The organism is Vibrio sp. THAF64, from assembly GCF_009363455.1.
Lineage (GTDB): Bacteria > Pseudomonadota > Gammaproteobacteria > Enterobacterales > Vibrionaceae > Vibrio > Vibrio coralliilyticus.
Genome location: NZ_CP045355.1, coordinates 1,438,610 through 1,459,737 on the forward strand (window position 1 = coordinate 1,438,610; position 21,128 = coordinate 1,459,737).

The 21,128-nt window shown below is 44.5% G+C and carries 17 protein-coding genes; 7 read left to right on the top strand and 10 right to left on the bottom strand.

From position 1 onward, the window contains the following. Positions 1–6 precede the first annotated feature (6 nt). Together FIU99_RS06515 and FIU99_RS06520 are read right to left on the bottom strand one after the other, a co-directional pair. The gene (locus FIU99_RS06515; protein WP_006958911.1) at positions 7–1,512 is read right to left on the bottom strand and encodes an HD domain-containing phosphohydrolase; all 1,506 of its coding nucleotides are present in this window, start codon (positions 1,510–1,512) and stop codon (positions 7–9) included. Positions 1,513–1,758: 246 nt separating this feature from the next. Then, positions 1,759–2,004, bottom strand: coding sequence for a hypothetical protein (locus FIU99_RS06520; protein ID WP_006958910.1), 246 nt, complete (start codon positions 2,002–2,004; stop codon positions 1,759–1,761). 195 nt (positions 2,005–2,199) lie between these two features. On the opposite strand from FIU99_RS06520, the gene FIU99_RS06525 reads away from it, so the two are divergent. After that, positions 2,200–3,591, top strand: coding sequence for a PLP-dependent aminotransferase family protein (locus FIU99_RS06525; protein ID WP_006958909.1), 1,392 nt, complete (start codon positions 2,200–2,202; stop codon positions 3,589–3,591). 96 nt (positions 3,592–3,687) lie between these two features. Next, positions 3,688–3,897, top strand: a complete 210-nt coding sequence (locus FIU99_RS06530) for a hypothetical protein (RefSeq protein WP_006958908.1) — start codon at positions 3,688–3,690, stop codon at positions 3,895–3,897. 43 nt (positions 3,898–3,940) lie between these two features. Here FIU99_RS06530 and FIU99_RS06535 read toward each other — a convergent pair whose 3' ends face one another. The 3 genes from FIU99_RS06535 to FIU99_RS06545 form a co-directional block, all read right to left on the bottom strand. Next, positions 3,941–4,123, bottom strand: a complete 183-nt coding sequence (locus FIU99_RS06535; protein ID WP_152472135.1) for a hypothetical protein — start codon at positions 4,121–4,123, stop codon at positions 3,941–3,943. A 116-nt stretch (positions 4,124–4,239) separates the two neighbouring features. Then, a complete protein-coding gene (gene asnS, locus FIU99_RS06540) occupies positions 4,240–5,640 on the bottom strand; it encodes an asparagine--tRNA ligase (protein WP_029236143.1) in 1,401 nt (466 codons plus the stop codon). Positions 5,641–5,822: 182 nt separating this feature from the next. Then, positions 5,823–7,436, bottom strand: coding sequence for a methyl-accepting chemotaxis protein (locus FIU99_RS06545; protein ID WP_006958905.1), 1,614 nt, complete (start codon positions 7,434–7,436; stop codon positions 5,823–5,825). Positions 7,437–7,851: 415 nt separating this feature from the next. On the opposite strand from FIU99_RS06545, the gene FIU99_RS06550 reads away from it, so the two are divergent. Then, entirely contained in the window at positions 7,852–8,493 is a 642-nt protein-coding gene (locus FIU99_RS06550; RefSeq protein WP_006958904.1) for a hypothetical protein, read from the top strand. A 405-nt stretch (positions 8,494–8,898) separates the two neighbouring features. Beyond that, positions 8,899–10,053 carry an amino acid permease gene (locus FIU99_RS06555; RefSeq protein ID WP_006958903.1) on the top strand — a complete coding sequence of 385 codons (1,155 nt, stop codon included), beginning with the start codon at positions 8,899–8,901 and terminating at the stop codon, positions 10,051–10,053. 32 nt (positions 10,054–10,085) lie between these two features. Here FIU99_RS06555 and FIU99_RS06560 read toward each other — a convergent pair whose 3' ends face one another. The 4 genes from FIU99_RS06560 to FIU99_RS06575 form a co-directional block, all read right to left on the bottom strand. Next, on the bottom strand, positions 10,086–11,798 hold the full coding sequence (locus FIU99_RS06560) for an EAL domain-containing protein (RefSeq protein ID WP_006958901.1): 1,713 nt from the start codon (positions 11,796–11,798) through the stop codon (positions 10,086–10,088). A gap of 238 nt (positions 11,799–12,036) precedes the next feature. Next, the gene (locus FIU99_RS06565; RefSeq protein ID WP_006958899.1) at positions 12,037–13,398 is read right to left on the bottom strand and encodes an L-serine ammonia-lyase; all 1,362 of its coding nucleotides are present in this window, start codon (positions 13,396–13,398) and stop codon (positions 12,037–12,039) included. A gap of 99 nt (positions 13,399–13,497) precedes the next feature. Beyond that, on the bottom strand, positions 13,498–14,751 hold the full coding sequence (locus FIU99_RS06570; protein ID WP_006958896.1) for an aromatic amino acid transport family protein: 1,254 nt from the start codon (positions 14,749–14,751) through the stop codon (positions 13,498–13,500). 290 nt (positions 14,752–15,041) lie between these two features. Continuing rightward, complete coding sequence (locus FIU99_RS06575; RefSeq protein WP_006958894.1) at positions 15,042–15,650, bottom strand: CoA pyrophosphatase; 609 nt, start codon at positions 15,648–15,650, stop codon at positions 15,042–15,044. A gap of 83 nt (positions 15,651–15,733) precedes the next feature. Between FIU99_RS06575 and FIU99_RS06580 the strand changes: the two genes are divergently transcribed. Both FIU99_RS06580 and FIU99_RS06585 read left to right on the top strand, forming a co-directional pair. Continuing rightward, entirely contained in the window at positions 15,734–16,276 is a 543-nt protein-coding gene (locus tag FIU99_RS06580; protein ID WP_006958892.1) for a heme NO-binding domain-containing protein, read from the top strand. Between the two features lie 5 nt (positions 16,277–16,281). Next, positions 16,282–17,973 carry an ATP-binding protein gene (locus FIU99_RS06585; protein ID WP_006958891.1) on the top strand — a complete coding sequence of 564 codons (1,692 nt, stop codon included), beginning with the start codon at positions 16,282–16,284 and terminating at the stop codon, positions 17,971–17,973. Here FIU99_RS06585 and pabB read toward each other — a convergent pair. Beyond that, complete coding sequence (gene pabB, locus FIU99_RS06590) at positions 17,970–19,337, bottom strand: aminodeoxychorismate synthase component 1 (RefSeq protein ID WP_039951614.1); 1,368 nt, start codon at positions 19,335–19,337, stop codon at positions 17,970–17,972. The genes FIU99_RS06585 and pabB overlap by 4 nt on opposite strands. Positions 19,338–19,528: 191 nt before the next feature. Here pabB and FIU99_RS06595 point away from each other — a divergent pair, with 191 nt between their 5' ends. Beyond that, positions 19,529–21,052, top strand: coding sequence for a fumarate hydratase (locus FIU99_RS06595; protein ID WP_006958887.1), 1,524 nt, complete (start codon positions 19,529–19,531; stop codon positions 21,050–21,052). The last annotated feature ends 76 nt before the right edge of the window (positions 21,053–21,128 follow it).

Sequence of the window (21,128 nt, forward strand, 5' to 3'; positions counted from 1 at the left end):
AGGAACTTAGGCTGGCGCGTTGGCTTGAAGTTCTTCCAAAGCCATCGCATTTTCTTCGGCCTCTAAACTGCGATATTTGTCTGCAATATCGACAAATTCCTGTTCTATAGTCAGAAAGGCGTCAACCAGTTCAGGATCAAAATGACTGCCTTTGCCCTCAAGGATAATCGATTTGGCTTTTTCGTGGCTGAAGGCTTTTTTGTAAACACGCTCAGAGATTAGCGCGTCATACACATCAGCAAGCGCCATCAAACGGCCCGAGAGCGGTATCTCGTCTCCTTTTAGTCCCTTCGGGTAACCATTACCGTCCCACTTCTCATGGTGAGTCAGAGCGATCTCTTTCGCCAGTTGAAGGAAAGAATTACTGCCCAGATGCTTCTCTGCAATTGAGAGGGCTTTGGCGCCAATTTCAGGGTGACGCTTCATTGTCTTGAATTCTTCATCGGTGAGCTTACCGGGTTTGAGCAGGATATTGTCAGGAATACCCACTTTACCCACGTCGTGCAGTGGAGCAGATTTGTAAAGCAGTTCGATGTAGTTAGGTGTTAGAAGAGCTTTATGTTTATCAAATTTGCAAAGGTAGTTTGCCAATGCGCGAATGTACTCTTGGGTACGCAAGATATGCGCGCCAGTTTCGTTATCTCGAGATTCAGCAAGAGCTGAGAGGGAAACTATCGCGACATCACGTGTTGTTTTAACTTCGTCTTGAGTTGATTGCAGGCTATCGAGCATCTTGTTGGTCAGAGAGGCCATCGAGCCTAGCTCATTGTGCTCAAAGATAGGTAAACGCTTGGAAATATTTCCCTGAGCGACTTCCAGCAAAGAACACTCTTGAGATAACAAAACTTTGCGCATCAGTTTGGTCCATAGGACGAGAATGGTTACTACATACGCGCCGAGTACTATAGACAAGTAGATAAACTCTTTAATGACACTAATGGTGCCACTGCCATCAAGAACGCGCTCAGGATTGTGTTCCAACCAGAATATGTCTTTTACCGCAACCATGGTGAGCATGGTCGTCAAGGTGATCAGCAACATACAGATCATCATGATCATTTGTTTGACCATCGACTGACGTTCGCCACTGAGTTCAAAATGGTATTGTTCTGTCTGGGTCAGTTGATCAAATTTCTCAATCTTGGAGACTAATTGCAAAATTAAGCCGGAGAAGAAACCAAACAAGGTCATCCCAAATAAAACCTTGAGGTTACTGTCGAGCCCAAAATCGTATTGGACGTTATAGAAGATCGCGAGTGGAACGCTGCCCATAAAAAACAGGGTGGCATCGAGTCGGGCTTGACGCTGCTCTTCAAGTAAAGAATGGTTATTGAGCAAAAAATGTCGAACGAGAAACAGAGCGCCAAAGGTTACACCGACGTGGAATAAAATCTCTTGAGTTGTCAGTGTTTCTAGAAAGGGACAGACTCGCCCACCATAAGTACCAAAAACCACAGCCGCAATCGCATACAGTTTAAGTGTTAGAGGCGCGTCATAGTTGGAGTTAGCCATTTTCTAGCCCTTGTTCTTATAGCCGTACTCAGCTTCCGCCAAGCCAAGTTTCATATTCTTCATTTATAAAATGACCCGCGATATTATCGTTTAATTTCGAGTTTAGATACATTTTTGCAACTTTAGTAGTAGTGGTTGTACCAATTGAGAGAGATATCAATGGCCTGAAGGCTGCAAAAATAAAGTCACACACCGCGTCCGATGTGTGACTTAGTAGATGAAGTTATGGGATGGGCTCGAAAATAGTTACTTTAGCTTTTTCGCTGCCCAGTCATTTAAGTGTGAAAGAATTGCTTTTACCGCGTGTTTTTCGGTGGGTTTCTCGTTTTGGTCCACATCTATGTCTTTTTTAGGGTGTGAGCCAGTCGCGTCTTCAGCGATGTGTAGCCAGTCCGGATGCCAGTAATATGGCTGACCGTGTGGAGCAATCCAGCTATGAACACCGTTGCTTTCACCTTTGTATTCGATATGTGACTCATCGTATTTCTTCATTATTATCGGTCCTTACGTTAAGTTATTTGGATCACTAATACGTGATTAAATGTAACAGAGAAGTAAATATTTAATGTGATTAGTATCAACAAACAGAATGCGTTAAAAATTAACTAAATTGTTTTAGTTAGCTTAAGCCAGTGTGAATCAAATGTGTGATATCTTTTATCTCCTGAATGAAAAGGTGAGGGAAGTATGAATCGCTATCAACAATTGGCTGAGCAGCTTAAGTTACAAATTGAGAATGGTATTTGGCGTGCAGGAGAGAAAGTACCTTCTGTCAGAATGACCAGTCGTAACTGTTCAGTCAGCGCTTCAACTGTCCTTCAGGCGTATCAACTTCTTGAATCTCAAGGGTGGTTACTCGCCAAACCACAGTCAGGTTATTTTGTTACTTCGATCATGGAACGGGTTCCAACTCCTGAGCCAGAAAGCAAAGTCGTTGCACCTGAATTTAACGATAAGCTGTATGAGTTCTTACAAAGTAACAGTAAAGCCGATATTGCCCTCGGTTCGGCTTTTCCTGACCCTCAATTATTTCCTCTTCAATCACTAAACCGTCATTTGGCAAGTGCGGGGCGTAAAATGCCGCTTAACAGTGTGTTTGACAACATGCCGCCCGGCAACGAGGCACTGCGTCGCCAAATTGCGCAGCGTTATCTCAAGCAAGGTATAACGGTTTCTCATACTGATATCGTCATTACCTCAGGCGCAATGGAAGCGCTGAATTTAGGGCTCCAGGTGGTAACCCAGCCTGGTGATACCGTGATCGTTGAAGCCCCAGCATTCTATGGCGCCATTCAGGCGATTGAGCGATTGAACCTAAAAGCCATCGAAGTCCCAGTTCATCCTGAAACTGGGTTATGTTTGGAGAAGTTTGAGCGAGCGCTTAAAAAACATAAGGTGACGGCGTGCTGGCTGATGCCAAACTTCCACAACCCGACCGGAGCCAGCCTATCGTCGGCTAACAGGCAAAAGGTTATTGAATTGGCGAACCAACATCAGCTTGCCATTGTGGAAGATGATGTTTATTCCGAACTCTATTTTGGCGATCGTAAACCGATGCCGCTTAAATACTGGGATCAAGAAGACAGGGTTCTGCTGTGTGGTTCATTGTCTAAATCCTTATGCCCGGGCTATCGGGTCGGCTGGGTTGTGAATGGTCAGTTTAATGAGCGTTTACAGAAGCTCCAGCTTGTGTCGACCTTGTCTGGCAGCGTCCCCGTTCAGGAAGGGGTCGCACATTTTCTTCAGTACGAAAGCCTCGATAATCACTTGAGAAAACTACGTAAGGAATTGTCTGCCAGACAACAGGCTTTTGTTGAGGTCGTAAAGCGCCATTTTCCTCAAGGGACGAAAGTCAGTCAGCCTCAAGGAGGGTATTTTATCTGGCTAGAGTTGAGTAAGAATGTTGACACATACCTGCTGTATCAAACATTGCAAAAGCGCGGCATTACCATTGCTTATGGACGCCTTTTTAGTTCCCGCGAACAGTTCCAAAACTGCGTCCGTCTGAATGCGTCTTATCCGATGACTAGTGAGCTGGAACAGACCGTGATAGAAATTGCTAACGCGATCACTGATTAAATACTGTTTGGCTTTTTTTCGCTTCAACTGTACTGCGCTAACTGACGAGGTCTGTGATGAAATACTCCAGAAATGTAAACAGTTAGCGAGGAAAGTATGGAAAAACAACGCTATAAGCAGGAATTTCGTTTGATTGCCATCGCGATTTTCAGCGCATTCTTATTGATTTTTGGTCACCTGATTCTTGCTAAGTCTTTTGCTGATATGGTGTGGACTGAATACACCGCAGCAGCCATTCCGTTTGTCATGTTTGGGCTTTGCCTGTTCGGCATCAAATACGCCTCAAAAGCGGAAGATTCCCAATAGTGAAAATAAACCTCCCTGCGTAAGGGAGGTTTAATGCTGTGCACTACTCATCAGGATTTGCGGAGGTAGGGTGACTATTATCGGGATAGAGCCCCATCAAATCTTCCGCATTCTGCAGCCAATCTGGATGCCAGTAATAGGGATGTGAAGTGCTTGGATGATCCCATTCCATAGCATGCTCATGCCTTCCGTAGTACGACAAATCGTCCAATCTAAACACTCTCATTGTTTGACTCCTCACTACAAAGCCACTTAGTAATTATGAGCCATATTTGAGCGTTTTTCAGGGATCAAAAAAGCCTCCTGAAGGAGGCTTTGAAACACTATTGGTTTGCTTCTAGCTTAGAAGTTAGCTGAGCGCGGTGTACGTGGGAATGGAATAACATCACGTACGTTACCCATACCTGTTACGTAAGAAACCAGACGCTCAAAGCCTAGGCCGAAACCTGAGTGAGGTACTGTACCGTAGCGACGAAGGTCACGGTACCAATCCATGTGCTCTGGGTCGATGCCAATATCACGCATACGGGCATCAAGAACGTCCAGACGCTCTTCACGCTGAGAACCACCGATGATTTCACCAATGCCCGGTGCAAGTACATCCATTGCTGCTACTGTTTTGCCGTCTTCGTTGAGGCGCATGTAGAAGGCTTTGATGTCTTTCGGGTAGTTCTTAACGATTACCGGTGCTTTGAAGTGTTCTTCCGCTAGGTAACGCTCGTGCTCAGAAGACATATCGATACCCCATTCAACTGGGAATTCGAAGTCACGGCCAGAGTCTAGAAGAATCTGGATTGCATCAGTGTAATCAACCTGAGCGAAATCAGACTCAACGAATTTCTCTAGACGAGTAATGGCTTCTTTGTCGATGCGTTGTGCAAAGAACTCAAGGTCATCACGACGCTCTTCAAGTACTGCTTTAAATACGTACTTCAACATGTCTTCAGACAGTTTCGCGATATCTTCAAGATCAGCGAAAGCAACTTCAGGTTCAACCATCCAGAATTCCGCTAGGTGGCGGCTGGTGTTTGAGTTTTCTGCACGGAACGTAGGGCCGAACGTGTAAACTTTGCTTAGTGCACAAGCGTAAGCTTCGCCGTTAAGCTGGCCAGATACCGTTAGGAACGTCTCTTTACCGAAGAAGTCTTCGTTGTAGTCCACTTTGCCTTCTTCTGTGCGCGGTAGGTTTTCCATGTCTAGCGTAGAGACACGGAACATTTCACCTGCACCTTCTGCATCAGAAGCGGTAATAAGTGGCGCAGATACCCAGAAGTAACCTTGCTCGTGGTAGAAACGGTGAATTGCCTGAGACAAACAGTTACGTACACGTGCGACTGCACCAATCACGTTCGTACGTGGACGAAGGTGTGCCACTTCACGTAGGTATTCAATCGAGTGGCGAGTTTTAGCCATCGGGTAAGTATCAGCATCTTCAACCCAGCCAACGACTTTTACATCTGTCGCTGCAAGCTCAAAGTCCTGACCTTTCGCTGGAGATTCAACGATAGTACCTGTCACTTCAACAGAACAACCTGTTGTCAGTTTTAGAACTTCTTCGTTGTAATTATTTAGATTATTAGGGACCACGGCCTGAATCGGGTCGAAACAAGAGCCGTCGTAGATGGCAAGGAAAGAGATTCCAGCTTTGGAATCACGACGCGAGCGGATCCAGCCGCGGACAGTTACTTCACTGTCAACTGCTAGCTTACCGCTTAATACGTCTGATACAGGCGCGTAAGTCATGTTGTAAATATTCTCCATTGAGTAAAAAATCAACCCAATGTTTTTTGTGGGCTCACCGAATAAAAAGTGATCAAACATTGGGTTGGACTGAATTTCATCTATTCAATGGAACATATTACCTTTCAAATTTTAGGCTTCAACCTTTATTCGCTAATAGTGGCGCAAAAAATGTCCAAATCGACTTAATTCTTCCGCGAAAGCGTAAACTGGTTGATTAAAGACTCCAAATGTTCTGAAAGTTGCTCTAGATTCATGCTGATGTCGCGCGTTTTTGCGGCAGATTGAGAGGTGTCATCGGCATGCTGGGTGATGATTTCGACTTTATGTTGCACCTGCTGACTAATGTGAGTGGTATTGCTGGTTTGCTGCTGAATGCTTTGCGCATGAGAGAGCGCTTGTTGCATTTCGGTCACCACTTCAGACATTGCTACAGACAGCGCTTCTATCTCATTAGAGCGTTCATGAGCGGTTTCACACACGGTATCAACGGAGGCCAGTGAGGTCTCACTGTCTTTTTGGAATTGAGAAATGATGTTTTCGATGCTTCCTGTTGCCTGCGAGGTTCGACTTGCGAGCTGGCGTACTTCATCCGCGACCACTGCAAAGCCGCGACCTTGTTCACCTGCGCGCGCGGCTTCAATAGCGGCGTTTAGTGCCAATAGATTGGTTTGCTCCGCAATCCCTTTGATCACTTCTAAAATGGTCGAGACTTCCGCGGTTTGATCGTTGAGCTCAACAATATTGACTTTCACTTGCTCAATATCGGTTACCAGACTCTTGATTTCAGTGCTAGCGTTGTGCGCCTGACCAGCACTTTGTTCAGCGATGCTGGTGGTGTGTTTGATCAAGCTAGAGGCATCATCAGTGGCTTGTTCAACTTGGACTTGCTGAGACTGCATTTGCTCGATGTTGGTCTGGACATCTGAGGTTTCGTTTTGCTGGTTGTGAGCGGCTTGATCGGTAACCTGAGCAACATCAGTGAGCCCCGCAGCCGAACTGGTGAGGTGATGAGAGGTTTCCTGCACTTTTTCTAAGCTGTGGCTAACCGTATCCATAAACGAATTGATCGCTACAGATAGCTGACCAATCTCATCCTTGTTCTTATGCTGAATACGCTTCGAGAGATCTTTACTTTCGCTTACGCTCTGCATGTAACGCGATGTCTTTTGAATCGGGCGAACAATGAATTTACGGATCAGGAACAGAGTCAGCAAAAAGCCGATGAAGCCAAATGTTGCCATTATGGTCACGGCGATAATCGTGCGCTGACTGATCATGCTGTTGACGTGAGATAAGTTGTATTCCAATCGAATGGCGCCGAGCACTTCACCTTCTGGTGCCATGTGACAAGAGACACAGTTGGTTCCGCGATAGTTTTCGCTTGCCTTCATAGGTAATGCGACAACTAAGCCTTTACCCCACTCAGCGGAGATGGGCTCGATGACTAGTTCACCATTGAGCGCACGTTGATCAATCTCGTCTTCAGGCGCTTGGTTTGGTTGGCCAGGCCCGTACAACTTACTGACTGCATCAGCACGAAGTACTTTTACTTGCTCAATACCATCTTGAGCTAGAGCTTTTTGGCGGAGTGTTTCTTTTTGTGCCATGGTTCCAGTCAGCATCATCATATTGAGGCTGTCGAAGTAGTTACTGGCTTTGTCGTGTAGTTGCTCACTGAGGACGGAATTCATCAGCTCTTTTTGTTGCCAATACTGATACGCGGTGGAGGAGGCGAGTACCAGAGAGAAAACCGTGACTAGGGTTGCCAGCAATTTGGTAGTAATGGTTGAGCTCATTTGCAAATGCTTAATTGTTAGAATTGGAATAGACGTCAAATATAATGACGTATATGCACATTCACTCAATGGATGAGCATAGTTATTGTGACCCTACACAATGTGTGGATTATGTAAATGTGATGTGGGGCTTATGTAATCAAAAGTTTGACGTAGTGACGTAATATCGACGTGCTTCGAGTGTGACGTGAATAGTTATTTCAAGACTAGGTGATAGTGATGTTCAATCCGTTGATGAATACAGAAACTGAGATGACTAGTTTTCAAATGATCAACTAGGGGCAAGATAACCGCGAGCCACTATTGCGGTGGCTTTTTTTGTCCCAGAAAGAGGCTTATTATCTTTATAGATCAATAATCTCCCAATATGGGGCTTGTTGAGTGGATGAAACGTAATTCAGGTAAGGGTGACTCTATGGCAGCAAAGATTGGCTCGGCGATTCAATTGATATTGGCGCTCTCTATCTTCTATTTGGGATATACGATTCATAGTATGACCACCAAAGTGGGAGAGGTCATCGACACTTATCCTCGAATCATTGAGGACATCAGTACGCTTTCCGAAAACCTGCAAATCAAAGAATGGCTGGCGGTTGCCGATACGTTAGAGCAGTTGCTACCCGGAGCAATACAGAGTATTGAAGGCGTGACTGCGACGGTGAATGAAACTAACAAAACAGCAGCATCCATTGACGCAAAAATTCCGTCCATAGTCGAAGAAGTGGCACTATATCGCCAGTCGGTGATTCCTTTGGTGATTGGAGAGGCCAAACAGTATCGGACAACAGTGATACCAAAAGTATTGATTGAGAGTGAAGGTTACAGAAAAGAAACCATTCCTCTTGTCGTTAAAGAATCTCAAGCGTTGCGTGTTGAGATCCCGCCAATGTTGGCGAAGGCCGATGAGATTGTCGATCAAAGCCAGAAAATTGCTGAGCAGGCAACGTCTGGCGCGGTAAAAGGGGTGATTATGTCACCAATCAATCTGATCAAAGATGCTGGAACCGAGTTGAAAGGAAAAATTATTCTCGAAGAAGTGCCTCATCCGGAACAATAAGTGCACGGCTGGACGCGTCCACAGGTATGAAACTGGACATTTTCTTAGGTACGGACATTGCAATCCAACCATCAATGATTAAGATGGATCTCCTCTTCACGTTGAAGAGCAGGTAGCAGAGGATTTGCTATTTTTGTTCTAAAGGACTGTCTAGTTTTATCGGACGCCTAAAATGATTTTCAAAATTACAACACCTATCATTGAACCGACTGAAGGTTCTCCCCACGCTTTGCTCAATGCTTCAGCTTTTTCCCAAGTGTTTCGTCACATCTCTTTTCTACGTCACTCTTTTCTTAGCGTTTTCTTCTTTAAACATCGCTATTCGTATCGCTTCTGATTGTTAGCCATCGCGCTAGGTACGCGCACATCTCAATCTTTTTTATAATCAAATCAGATACGAAAATTATGAATACAAAACTACTGGGTAGCTCCCTGATCATCTCCGGCACAGCACTGGGTGCTGGTATGCTTGCAATTCCTATGGTTCTGGCACAATTTGGCTTGTGGTACGGAACATTATTAATGATTTTTATTTGCTTCGGCACAACATATGCTGCATTGCTATTGCTTGAAGCAACTTTGAAAGCGGGTGGAGGCTTAGGGCTTAACTCCATCGCGCGCCAAACGCTCGGCAAGGTTGGACAATTGGTTACCAACCTGCTGCTATACGCACTACTAATCTGCTTATTGATGGCGTATATCCTAGGTGCTGCCGATTTGGTAAGTCAGTTCACGGCTTCCATCGGTCTTGATTTAACGGCAAGTCAAAGCCAGATTCTCTTTACTCTCATTGCAGGCGCAGTGGTGGCTTGTGGTACAGGCGTTATTGACAAGCTAAATCGCAGTTTGTTCTTCATCATGATCGCGAGTTTATCTTTAAGTTTGTTCTTACTACTGCCAGATTTTCGACTGTCGAACCTGTCGCAAGTAATGAACCAAGACCAAGTTGAGTTGATTAAAACCAGTGCTGTGCTGTTTACCAGTTTTGGGTTTATGGTAGTGATTCCATCATTGGTTTCTTATAACCATGAAGCCAGCGATCAACAGCTACGAAACATGGTTATTCTTGGTTCGATCATTCCATTGATCTGTTATTTGTGTTGGTTGTTTGCGGTCGTTGGTAACCTCAGACCTGAACAGTTGGGCGAATTCTCTAATGTCTCCGAGTTGATAGTAGCTTTTGAGCATCACTCGCCTTGGATTGGCACCGTGTTGTCTGTATTTACGGGTTTGGCGTTGTTGACCTCGTTTTTTGGCGTGGCGATGTCTTTATTCAACCAAAATACCGACATGTTGAGGAAGAACAGGGTCATTACGTACTTTGTTACCTTCATTCTACCTTTGGCGGGCGCTCTCATGGCAGCAGACAAGTTCCTTGCGGTGCTTAGCTACGCGGGAATCATTTTGGTGTTCCTCGCGGTCTTCGTACCGTTGGCAATGGTCTACAAAATTCGATTGGCGAACGTTGAACCTACTCGGTACACCGCAGAAGGTGGCAGCTTAATGCTGATATTTTCCTTGTTTTTTGGCGGATTTTTGCTGATTTCTCAGGTTATCTAAACAAAAAGGCGGGCTATCCCGCCTTTTTATTTTCAGCTTAATGAGTAATAGAAACCCTGATGAATATGGGCGCCCAGTGTTGTTAAAAGGTGGGCGCAATCCGCACTTTCTACGCCTTCTACGATTACTTTACACTGGTTTGCTTTTCCCATGGCAATCAACTGCCTTAATGTTTCGATGCGCTTGTTGTCCTTCTTGAGGCCCATAACAAACTCTCTATCAATCTTAAGGTAATCGGGCTTAATCTTGCTAATAAGTTCAACGTTGTTATTTCCTGTCCCAAAATCATCGATACTGATAGAGCAGCCGAGTGTTTTCAGTCTTGTAATATTCTGATAAATCTCATTCGTATAATACATGGACGCATTTTCAGTAATCTCAACGGTCAAGTAGCTGCAATCATATTGTTTAAGCTCTTCATAAAGTACAGAGAAGCGTTTACCTCTTAGCAGGGAAGGGCAAACGTTGATACTTAAAGGAGCAATCAGAGCCTTGCTAGTGCTAAAGATAATGCGGATAACCAATAGAGTGTGTAGCAACAGCAATTTGTTTGCGATCAGTGTTTCAATGAACTTCTGAGTGTTCGAAACACTAAAGCGAGATAGGGTTTCGTAGTGAATATTCTGATGACTGGTTGTATCGTAAATGGGCTCCAGTTTGAGATTAAATCGGCGAATTGCCCAAAAATATTGAATTAACGCGAGTAAGCGTTTGTAGCGAATGATGACAATCAGCATCGCAGTGAAGAGTAAAATATTCTTAATTGGATTTGAAACGTAGAAAAACTCTTTGAACCCATCTCCTTGCTCTTTAGAAACAAACGCTTTCCCGTCAGTACTACCAATGTTAAACGAGTTTCCGGTGTTGGTGCATACTTTCATTCCTGCTAGAAACATGCTGGAAATATAGTTATCAATTGAGCGATATAGGTTAATGTTCCTCACCCGTACCGTCATTTTGGTGTTGTTCTTCTCCATTGAGTGCGTAGTGTAGCTGCTGTTTTTAAACCACTCATCGTACTGGACTCGGCTGACCGGCATAACAGAATCGGCAGTGATCAGGCAGTAGGTATTGAACTTGTCGATCATCATGCTTGATTCAATAAGCTCGGCATCATCGAAAAGTGACTTCAGTGTGTTCGGATCAGAAAAACAAGATTGCTCGGATAGTGCATCAGTAAAGTCTTCAACATCGCCAAAATACCCCTGATTCAAAATACTACTTATCGCGTAATAGCAAACGGCAAAAAAGATAAAGCTGGCGACAGCTAAAGTCAGCCCTAGGTCTGTATAGAGCTTTTTGTCCGTAAGACATAGGGTGATAGCGTAACGAATAGTGTGCTTAGATGTTTTGCTGATTTTTAGTTGCTGCTGAACGCCATTTTGCTGATTGTCATGACTTTTAAAAGGCACAAAATATCCAATTCGGTGGATGTTTTCGATGACATTTTGGCGCGAATCCAGATGCGATTTGGTCAGTTGCTTAAACTTTTTTCGTAACGAGGCGACGATGTTTTTAAATCCATTCTCAGGCAGCGTGACATTGTGATGTTGAGAGATTTTGCGTTCGATACAACGCTGGCTTATCGGGGCATTTAACGTTCCGTAGCAAGAGATGATACTTAAAATCAGATATTCATTTTGGCTGATTGAAAGAGAAGAATGTCGTGTGTTGTTTAATTCTAATGAGATGTCGCTGTCTGACAAACAAACGCAGATTTGGTTTCCTAATTCAAACCTAATCATTTGTGAAGGCGCTCCTGGGATTAAATGTAGCGGGAAGTTATCAATAATGAGACAAGTTGGATGTGATGTATTGCGAGCATATCCAAAGTAAGAGGATATAGTGTCTTATTTAGCTTTTTTTATATATTTAACTACGTGATTTTAAAAAGGATGCAAGCGTAACAGATAGGAGGGGGAGACAGGAAATAAAAAAGCCCGAGCGACTGCTCAGGCTTTCCAAACAAGATATCTTAAAGTGTTAGCAGATAACTTTTATTGCAAGGCCACCTTGAGAAGTTTCGCGGTATTTTGCGTTCATGTCTTTACCAGTTTCTAGCATGGTCTCGATAACCTTATCCAGAGACACAGTCGGAGCCGATGAACGACGCAGAGCCATACGAGAGGAGTTGATCGACTTCACGGCAGCAATACCGTTACGTTCGATACATGGAACCTGGACCTGACCCGCAACAGGATCGCACGTTAGACCTAGGTTGTGCTCCATCGCGATTTCCGCAGCCATACAGACTTGCTCTGGGCTACCACCCATAAGCTCAGCAAGACCAGCCGCTGCCATTGAACACGCTACGCCGACTTCACCCTGACAACCAACTTCCGCACCAGAGATTGACGCGTTACGCTTGTAAAGGCCACCGATCGCACCAGAAGCCGCGAAGTAGCGGATGTAATCTTTCTCAGTGACGGTTTGGATAAACTTGTCATAGTAGGCCAAAACCGCTGGGATAATGCCACACGCACCGTTTGTAGGTGCTGTAACTACACGGCCACCTGCTGCGTTTTCTTCATTAACGGCGAAAGCAAACATGTTGACCCAGTCTACAACAGCCATTGGATCGTTAGTCGTTTTCTCAGAAGTCATCAGTTGCTGGCGAAGAGCCGCAGCACGGCGAGGTACACGAAGTGGACCAGGCAGAATACCTTCTGTATTCATTCCGCGATCCATACACTCGCGCATGGTTTTCCAAATGTTAGCAAAGTAAGTGCGAGACTCTTCTTCAGAGTGCAGTGCGGCTTGGTTCTTCATCACTAGTGTACTGATGGAGAGGCCGCTTTCTTTACACTGGTTTACCAACTCTTCAGCGGTTGTGAATTCGTAAGGTGCTTTAATCGGGTTTTCTTCTTCTTTGCCGAAATTTTCTTCGTCAACGATGAAACCACCACCGATTGAGTAATAGGTTTTTGAGTACACTTTCTCGTTGTCGATCCAAGCGTGGATCTGCATACCATTTTCGTGCAACTCAAGGTTAGTAGTATGGAAGTTCATACCACCATCTTTCGGGAACGATACTGTGTGACAGTGCATGCCAACAGGTAGGCGCTCCGTTTCTTCTACACGAGCGATAAAGCCCGGAATAGAATCAATATCGACTTTCTCAGGGGTGTTGCCTGCAAGACCCATTATAATAGCGATATCTGTGTGGTGACCTTTCCCTGTCAGTGATAGCGATCCATAAACGTCAACGGTGATTTTAGTGATGTCGCGCAATTTTCCCATTGAGCGTAAATCATCAATAAACTCTTTGCCCGCCTTCATTGGGCCTACAGTGTGCGAACTTGAAGGACCAACACCGATTTTATAGATGTCAAAAACACTAATCATATCGATTTCCTCAAAACAAAGCCTCCCAACGGGGAGCGGGAGGCTTATTATTATCGTTATATTTTTTGTTTAACCACTTAATTCACTACACTAGTGTGATTAAAGTGCTCCGTAGATTACAGAACTAATTGCCGCAAGACCACAGATTGTTGTGAAAATCTGAACAGGCGCAGAAGTTTTGTACTTCGCCATTGCTGGTACTTTTTGCATCGCAAAAACAGGCATTAGGAATAGGATCGCTGCAATCATTGGCGCGCCCATGGTTTCAATCATGCCAAGGATGCTTGGGTTAACAATAGCCACAATCCAAGTGGTGATAACGATGAAAAGAAGAGAAGCTTTTTCAATCTTGCTCTTTGGTGTTTCAGAGCGAGATTTGATTAGACCCACAAGACCTTCATGTGCTCCTAGGAAGTGACCAAAGTAGCTAGACGTAATTGCTGCGAATGCTACAAGTGGACCCATGTAAGAGATAAGTGGAGACTCATGAACGTTTGCTAGGTAAGACAGTACAGAGATGTTCTGTTCTTGCGCCATTGCTAGCTGCTCTGGAGATAGAGACAGTACAACAGAGAATACGAAGAACATAACAAAGCCCATCAGCATCATTGCTGCGCCGCCAGTGATAGCATCTGTTTTCTGAACAGCATTTTCACCGTACACACGACGTTGCTCTTTAGAGAACTGAGAGATGATTGGGCTGTGGTTGAAAGAGAAAACGATGATTGGGATTGCTAGCCAAACGATAGAAGGCATTGCAGACCAGTCAGGTGCGACTTCAACCATTGAGCTGTTCCAGTCAGGAATCAGGTAGAAAGACAGAGCAAGAAGGATGAATACCAATGGGTATACCATCGCAGATGTAGCTTTCAACATCAGCTCTTTACCGAATACAACACCCGCAGTCATGGCTGCAATCAGTGCGCCAGATAGTAGCCAACGAGGGATAGATTCCATGCCCATTTGGTTGACTAGGAAAGAATCTACTGTGTTTGTGATACCAACACCATAGATAAGAACAATAGGGTAAATAGCGAAGAAATAAGCAAAAGTAATAAGGTTTGCGCCAGTTTTACCGAAATGTTCTTCCACTGTATCAGTGATATCAGCTTCAGGGTTTTTCGCAGAAAGAACGAAACGAGCCAGAGATTTGTGAGCGAACCAAGTCATTGGTGCTGCGATTAGTGCAAGGATAACTAATGGCCAAAAGCCGCCAGCACCCGCTTTGATTGGAAGAAATAGTACGCCAGCACCTACTGCAGTACCGAAAAGTGACAGACACCAAGTGAAGTCTTTGTAAGAAAACTTACTAGACGATTGTGCGGTCGAAACCGCTGAATTTGTAGCATTCATTTTGTGATACTCATTTTTGGGAACAGGAAATAAGTCGAGTGCAATTTTGCATAAAAATCTTGCACGAAAAATAGATCTAAATCATGAATTGATACGAGTTATAACATGATATGTCAAAAACAGGTTTTTGCTCACGAAAATGATGTGCTACTAGTGATTTATGCTAATCCTTTTCATTAGAAAAACTAATCTTGTTGCAAATTTGTTTTATGCATGTCGCGAGAAAACGTTTGCCTTATTGATGAATAGTTTAACTAATGTGATGAAACTTCGAACAATATTAAGATTTATTAATATTGATGCATAATATGTTTCTGCATGGCATGGATAATTTGCGCTGTCATTCCCCAAATGAAGTGCTTCTCGTAGGATAAGCCAAATACACGGTGTGAATGATTGCGGAACTGAAAGCGTTCACTGTGCAGGTGATGTTTATCAAGAACAATTTCTGCGGGTACTTCAAAAACCTCATCCACTTCGTTGGTGTCAATGGTTGTCTCATAGTCTGGTGAAACGAAAGCTAGGAAAGGTGTTACTGTAAATTTGCTGATCGTCACCAGTTCTGGCATCTGACCAAAAATGGAAATCTTACCTTGTTCAATGCCGATTTCCTCGTAAGTTTCTCTTAACGCTGTATCAGCCAGTGAACTGTCCCAATCTTCATATTTGCCTCCCGGAAAACTGACCTGCCCGGGATGATGTTTTAAGTGCTTTGCGCGCTTGGTGAAAATGATGTTCAGCCCATCGCCCCTCTCAACAAAACCGATAAGTACTGAGGCTTTACGTAAGGATGCATGATTGATATGTGCAACTCGTTTTATTGCTTCGTGGTGGTAGTCGACGGTTTGCTGTAACTGGAACTTCTGAATTAATTGATTTTTATTGAGTTCTGACAACACGTTAGCTCCATATGCGTATTTGAAAAACTATACTTTATGATTCATGCTTGAAAGACCATCATATACCAAGGATAGCTTAATATATGAAAGGAATTATCTTCACAGAATTTATGGACTTAGTCGAAGAGAAGTTTGGTCTTGATGCTCTTGATCAACTGCTTTCTGATGCGGGTGATGAAGGCATATACACATCAGTGGGCAGTTATGACCACAAAGCTTTGGTAAAACTTATCGTCCAGTTGAGTAAACAAACGGGTATTCCTGCTGAAGAGCTACAGCGCGTTTTTGGGCAATCTGTCTTCGAAAACCTTTACGAATCATTGCCTGAGCGTAGTAGCCTTCAAGGGTGTAAAAATTCTCTTCAGTTTATTCGTTTAGTTGAGGACTATATCCATATTGAAGTGAAAAAACTTTATCAAGAAGCTAACCCTCCACGCTTTGAATTCATTTCTGAAACGGAAACAGAAATGATCTTTGACTACAAAAGCGCCCGCTGTATGTCCCATGTTTGCTTAGGTTTGATTGAGGGATGTGCCCAGCATTTTGATGAATCACTTAATATTGCAATGGAAAACAACGACAAAAGTGGTAATGATGTTAGGTTCAAGGTTACGGTCGTCGGGTAAAATCAATGAGTAGTGAGTCTGCGCTAGAACGGAAACTTGCCAGAGAGATTGCTGCACGCAAGCAAGCTGAGTTGTTGCTGGAGCAGAAAAGCCTCGAACTTTACGAAGCGAATGAACACCTAAAACTGGTTCTTACGCAGCTTAAAAGGCAAACACACAAAGACTTGCATAAGCTAGCGTTCGAGGAGCAAATTAACGAAACTCTGATTCATTTTGGACGTGCTTTTCTCAGTCGCACCTTGGATGATGGTTTGCTTTCTAATCTTCTTGAACGACTCGATTCCTCATCTGCGTTGACCGAATCGGGTTTGTTTCTAGCGACCGATATTGTTTCAACGATTCACGATAGCCGCTTCGGGCACGCGCAAAGGGACAAGGTAGATGAGATCAAGCCCTATGCATTTTGGGAAGAAGACAGAGTATCTCTTCCGTTAGAGATTGATCATAAGGTGGTGGGAGAGTTATCGGTACTCACAGAAGATCAAGACATCGAGGAGGAATTTGTAGTTAGTCAGATGCGCTTGGTCGCGGATTTGCTTTGCAGCGCCATCAGCCGACAAATTATGTTAACGAATACCCAAGAAGCTAGAGCCAGAGCAGAAGAATCGGAAAGAGCGACAAAAGAGTTTGTCGCCATGATTAATCATGAGTTGAGAACACCGCTAAATGGCTTGCTTGGTAGCGCTGAATTGCTCGCCGATACCTCGCTAGACGAAGAGCAGCGTACTTTGCTAACAAATCTGTCTCATACGGGGGATTTTTTAAGACATATCATCAACGATATTCTTGATTTCAGTAAGATCAGTGCGGGCATGATGGAGCTTATTCCATCGACTTTTGCTTGGAAAGAATTAACGAACATGCTTCAGGGCGTGTTTGCGAATAAAGCTCAGGAAAAAGGGATTCAGTTTTCAATTCACTCGGCTCCGGAAGTCCCCAATTTTCTGATAGGAGATTTCGATCGTATTTGCCAAATTCTGATTAACCTAGTCGGAAATGCAATCAAGTTTACCTCTGCGGGCTCTGTACAGGTTGAAGTCTTCTGGCAAGAAAACAACCTTCATATCTCGGTCAAAGATACGGGAATAGGGATACCAGAAGGAGCGAAAGCGATTCTTTTCGATCCTTTTGTACAAGCAGACAGAACCGCTAAACGTAATTTTGAGGGAACAGGACTAGGGCTGGCTATTTGTAAAAATCTTATAGATTTGATGAAAGGCGAAATCAGCTTTACCAGCCAGACAGGTGTTGGTACCCAGTTTAAACTATCCATCCCACTTAAAGTTGCCACTCAAGAGTCGAAGATCGAGAAAACCGACAGTGGTGTCACCAAACCGCTAGAAAGCTTGTCTATTTTAGTGGTGGATGACATTCGGATGAACCAAGTCATTATTAATCAAATGCTGAAGAAGTTATCGATCACCCCTGATATTGCCAGTAATGGCTTAGAAGCCATAAAAGCGGCGTCGGGAAGCAGTTACGACTTAATCTTTATGGATTGCCGAATGCCAGAAATGGATGGTTTTGAGGCGACCAGTTATCTTAGAGAGCAAGAATTTAGCCAACCGATCATTGCCTTGACTGCAGGAACGACACTTGAAGAACGTGAAAAGTGTATCCAGTGCGGTATGGATGACATTTTAACCAAACCTTATACCGCAAAAGATCTCAGATTGATGCTTGAAAAGTGGGCTTAACTTTCGAGCACAGGCAGAATTCTACACAGCTTGTCTAACGTTTCCTGATACTCAGCGTCATTTTCACTGTCTGCGACTAAACCGCCTCCAGCCCAGACATAAATCTGATTATTTTCTGCGATGAGAGTGCGTATCGTAATGCTGGTATCCATTGCGCCATGGCGGCTGATATAACCAATACTACCGCAATAGGCGCTGCGTCTATGAGGCTCTAACTCTTCAATGATTTCCATAGCACGGATTTTGGGTGCACCAGTAATGGATCCTCCCGGAAAACTGGCTCGTAACAGATCAGCAGGAGAGTAGGGTGAATCCAGCTCTGCCCGAATGGTGCTCACTAAATGGTGAACGGCAGGGAAGCTCTCAATATCAAACAACTTAGGTACATGCACACTTCCTGGCTTCGCCACTCTGCCGACATCATTGCGCAGCAGATCGACGATCATCAAGTTCTCAGCCTGATCTTTATCTGCATGGGCGAGCTCATATGCTGAAGCTGCATCCTGAGTAGCATCCAGATGGCGTGGGCGAGTACCTTTGATTGGCTTAGTTTCAATCTGTCTATCATGAACTTGAAGGAAGCGTTCTGGTGAGACACTGAGGATTGCACTGTGTTCAGTGCGAACGAATGCTGAAAATGGCCCTTTATTGTAGGATTCCAGTTTTTGATAGGCTTGCCACTCGCTTCCTGAATACTTTGCCTGAAAGCGCTGGGCAAGGTTGATTTGGTAGCAATCTCCAGAGCGCAAATACTCTTGTACGCTGGCAAACTTTTCGCTGTAACTCCCTTTAGTCATGTTTGACTGCCAAGTACTTTGTAGAACAAACTCGGTTTGAGTTGGAAGAGACTGAGAAACCAACCAATCGTAGTGGCGCTCTACCTCTTCGCCTACGACAAATGCCTGCTGTCGCTTGTGATCAACGATCACTGCCCATTGATACAGACCAACAGCCATGTCAGGAGTTGTTAGGTCTTGTTGTGCAATTTGAGGTAATCGCTCGACACGTCGGCCAAGATCGTAAGCAAAGTAACCTAGCGCTCCTCCCACAAATGGAAGTTCGCCAGAATAGCTTTGCTCTGGTAACCACTGAGTTTGCTGCTGTTCGAGCAAGGTAAAAGGATCACTGTCAGAGTCAAAAGTCTCTTGTGGAGTGACAACTCGAGTGGTGTTGCCCGATGTGGTCAATGTTACCAATGGATTAGCAACCAAGATGTCAAATCGGCTGTCGACATGGCTCTCTGATGCGGAACGTAACAACATTGCCCAAGGCTTAGATTCTATGGGGCTAAAAAGCTGCTTGGATAGCTCTGGGTGATAGTTAATCGGCTTGATTTCTAAGCAATTTGGCGCGTTGTTATTCATTTGTTTAATTTGTGACAAAGAGTTCGTTCACTGCATGGCAAGAGAGGGAAACCAAGAGTATCATATTGCGAACTATCGCCGCTACATTGACGTTTTATAATAAAAAGGTGATGTCAGTCTTCTAAACTTGCTTATATAAGCAAACGTTTTGATAGCGGTATAAAGGAAGCATAACTATAACGAGGCATGCAATGACGGTAATTCGCAAGCAAGATGTGATCAGCAGTGTCGCTGATGCACTTCAGTACATTTCGTACTATCACCCTCTGGACTTTGTTCAAGCCCTGGAAAAAGCCTATCACAAAGAAGAAAGTCAGGCGGCTAAAGACGCTATGGCACAGATTCTGATTAACTCCCGTATGTCTGCAGAAGGTCACCGACCGATCTGTCAGGACACTGGTATCGTGACCTGTTTTGTTAACATCGGTATGCAAGTTCAATGGGACTCGACCGATATGACGGTACAACAGATGGTCGATGAAGGTGTACGTCAGGCATACACCAACCCTGACAACCCGCTACGTGCATCAGTACTTCTTGACCCTGCGGGCAAGCGTATTAACACGAAAGACAATACGCCGGCGGTTGTACACATCAATATGGTACCGGGCAATACGGTTGAAATCCAAATTGCAGCCAAAGGCGGTGGTTCGGAAAACAAAACTAAGATGGTAATGCTTAACCCATCAGATGATATTGCAGAGTGGGTAGAAAAAACCTTGCCAACGATGGGCGCAGGTTGGTGTCCACCGGGCATGCTGGGTATAGGTATTGGCGGTACTGCGGAAAAAGCAGCGGTACTGGCAAAAGAATCTCTAATGGAACACATTGATATTCAAGAGTTGATCGAACGTGGTCCAGAAAACGCTGAAGAAGAGTTACGTCTAGATATTTTCAACCGTGTCAATAAACTTGGTATCGGTGCACAGGGCCTTGGCGGTTTAACTACCGTGGTAGATGTGAAGATCAAAACAGCGCCAACACATGCTGCTTCTAAGCCAGTGTGCTTGATTCCAAACTGTGCGGCGACAAGACACGTTCACTTCACATTGGATGGCTCAGGTCCTGCGGATCTTACACCACCTAAACTTGAAGAGTGGCCAGATATCACTTGGGAAGCGGGAGCAAACACTCGTCGCGTGAACCTTGAAGAGGTGACTCAGGCAGATGTAGAACAGTGGAAGACCGGCGAAACCGTTCTGCTGTCTGGTAAAATCCTGACAGGTCGTGATGCTGCTCATAAACGTATTCAGGGCATGCTAGAAAGTGGTGAAGGGCTGCCTGAAGGTGTCGACTTTAAAGGGAAGTTTATCTATTACGTAGGCCCTGTTGATGCAGTTGGTGACGAAGCGGTTGGTCCGGCAGGCCCGACTACATCAACTCGTATGGACAAGTTCACCGATATGATGCTTGAAGAAACAGGCATTATGGGCATGATTGGTAAAGCAGAGCGCGGTCCTGCGACGGTAGAGTCGATCAAAAAGCATAAAGCGGTTTATCTGATGGCAGTTGGCGGTGCGGCTTACCTTGTGGCAAAAGCGATCAAGAAAGCACGCGTTGTGGCGTTTGAAGACCTAGGTATGGAAGCGATTTATGAGTTTGAAGTCGAAGACATGCCAGTGACCGTTGCTGTAGATTCAACTGGTGCTAATGCTCACCAGATTGGTCCTGATACTTGGAAAGTGAAAATTCAGGAAATGGAATCTCAAGCCTGATCTTTGTGAGAAACGGCTGAATTACATAGCAAATATTTGATGAAGGTGCGGCAGAGGCCGCGCCTTTTTTTATATA

Excerpts from the sequence above, each read along its gene's own strand:
- FIU99_RS06580 (WP_006958892.1), top strand. The coding sequence starts at position 15,734 with ATGAAAGGAATTATCTTCACAGAATTTATGGACTTAGTCGAAGAGAAG.
- FIU99_RS06520 (WP_006958910.1), bottom strand. The coding sequence starts at position 2,004 with ATGAAGAAATACGATGAGTCACATATCGAATACAAAGGTGAAAGCAAC.
- FIU99_RS06570 (WP_006958896.1), bottom strand. The coding sequence starts at position 14,751 with ATGAATGCTACAAATTCAGCGGTTTCGACCGCACAATCGTCTAGTAAG.
- FIU99_RS06535 (WP_152472135.1), bottom strand. The coding sequence starts at position 4,123 with ATGAGAGTGTTTAGATTGGACGATTTGTCGTACTACGGAAGGCATGAG.
- FIU99_RS06515 (WP_006958911.1), bottom strand. The coding sequence starts at position 1,512 with ATGGCTAACTCCAACTATGACGCGCCTCTAACACTTAAACTGTATGCG.
- FIU99_RS06555 (WP_006958903.1), top strand. The coding sequence starts at position 8,899 with ATGAATACAAAACTACTGGGTAGCTCCCTGATCATCTCCGGCACAGCA.
- FIU99_RS06525 (WP_006958909.1), top strand. The coding sequence starts at position 2,200 with ATGAATCGCTATCAACAATTGGCTGAGCAGCTTAAGTTACAAATTGAG.
- FIU99_RS06595 (WP_006958887.1), top strand. The coding sequence starts at position 19,529 with ATGACGGTAATTCGCAAGCAAGATGTGATCAGCAGTGTCGCTGATGCA.
- asnS (WP_029236143.1), bottom strand. The coding sequence starts at position 5,640 with ATGACTTACGCGCCTGTATCAGACGTATTAAGCGGTAAGCTAGCAGTT.
- pabB (WP_039951614.1), bottom strand. The coding sequence starts at position 19,337 with ATGAATAACAACGCGCCAAATTGCTTAGAAATCAAGCCGATTAACTAT.
- FIU99_RS06585 (WP_006958891.1), top strand. The coding sequence starts at position 16,282 with ATGAGTAGTGAGTCTGCGCTAGAACGGAAACTTGCCAGAGAGATTGCT.
- FIU99_RS06560 (WP_006958901.1), bottom strand. The coding sequence starts at position 11,798 with ATGATTAGGTTTGAATTAGGAAACCAAATCTGCGTTTGTTTGTCAGAC.
- FIU99_RS06550 (WP_006958904.1), top strand. The coding sequence starts at position 7,852 with ATGGCAGCAAAGATTGGCTCGGCGATTCAATTGATATTGGCGCTCTCT.
- FIU99_RS06530 (WP_006958908.1), top strand. The coding sequence starts at position 3,688 with ATGGAAAAACAACGCTATAAGCAGGAATTTCGTTTGATTGCCATCGCG.
- FIU99_RS06545 (WP_006958905.1), bottom strand. The coding sequence starts at position 7,436 with ATGAGCTCAACCATTACTACCAAATTGCTGGCAACCCTAGTCACGGTT.
- FIU99_RS06565 (WP_006958899.1), bottom strand. The coding sequence starts at position 13,398 with ATGATTAGTGTTTTTGACATCTATAAAATCGGTGTTGGTCCTTCAAGT.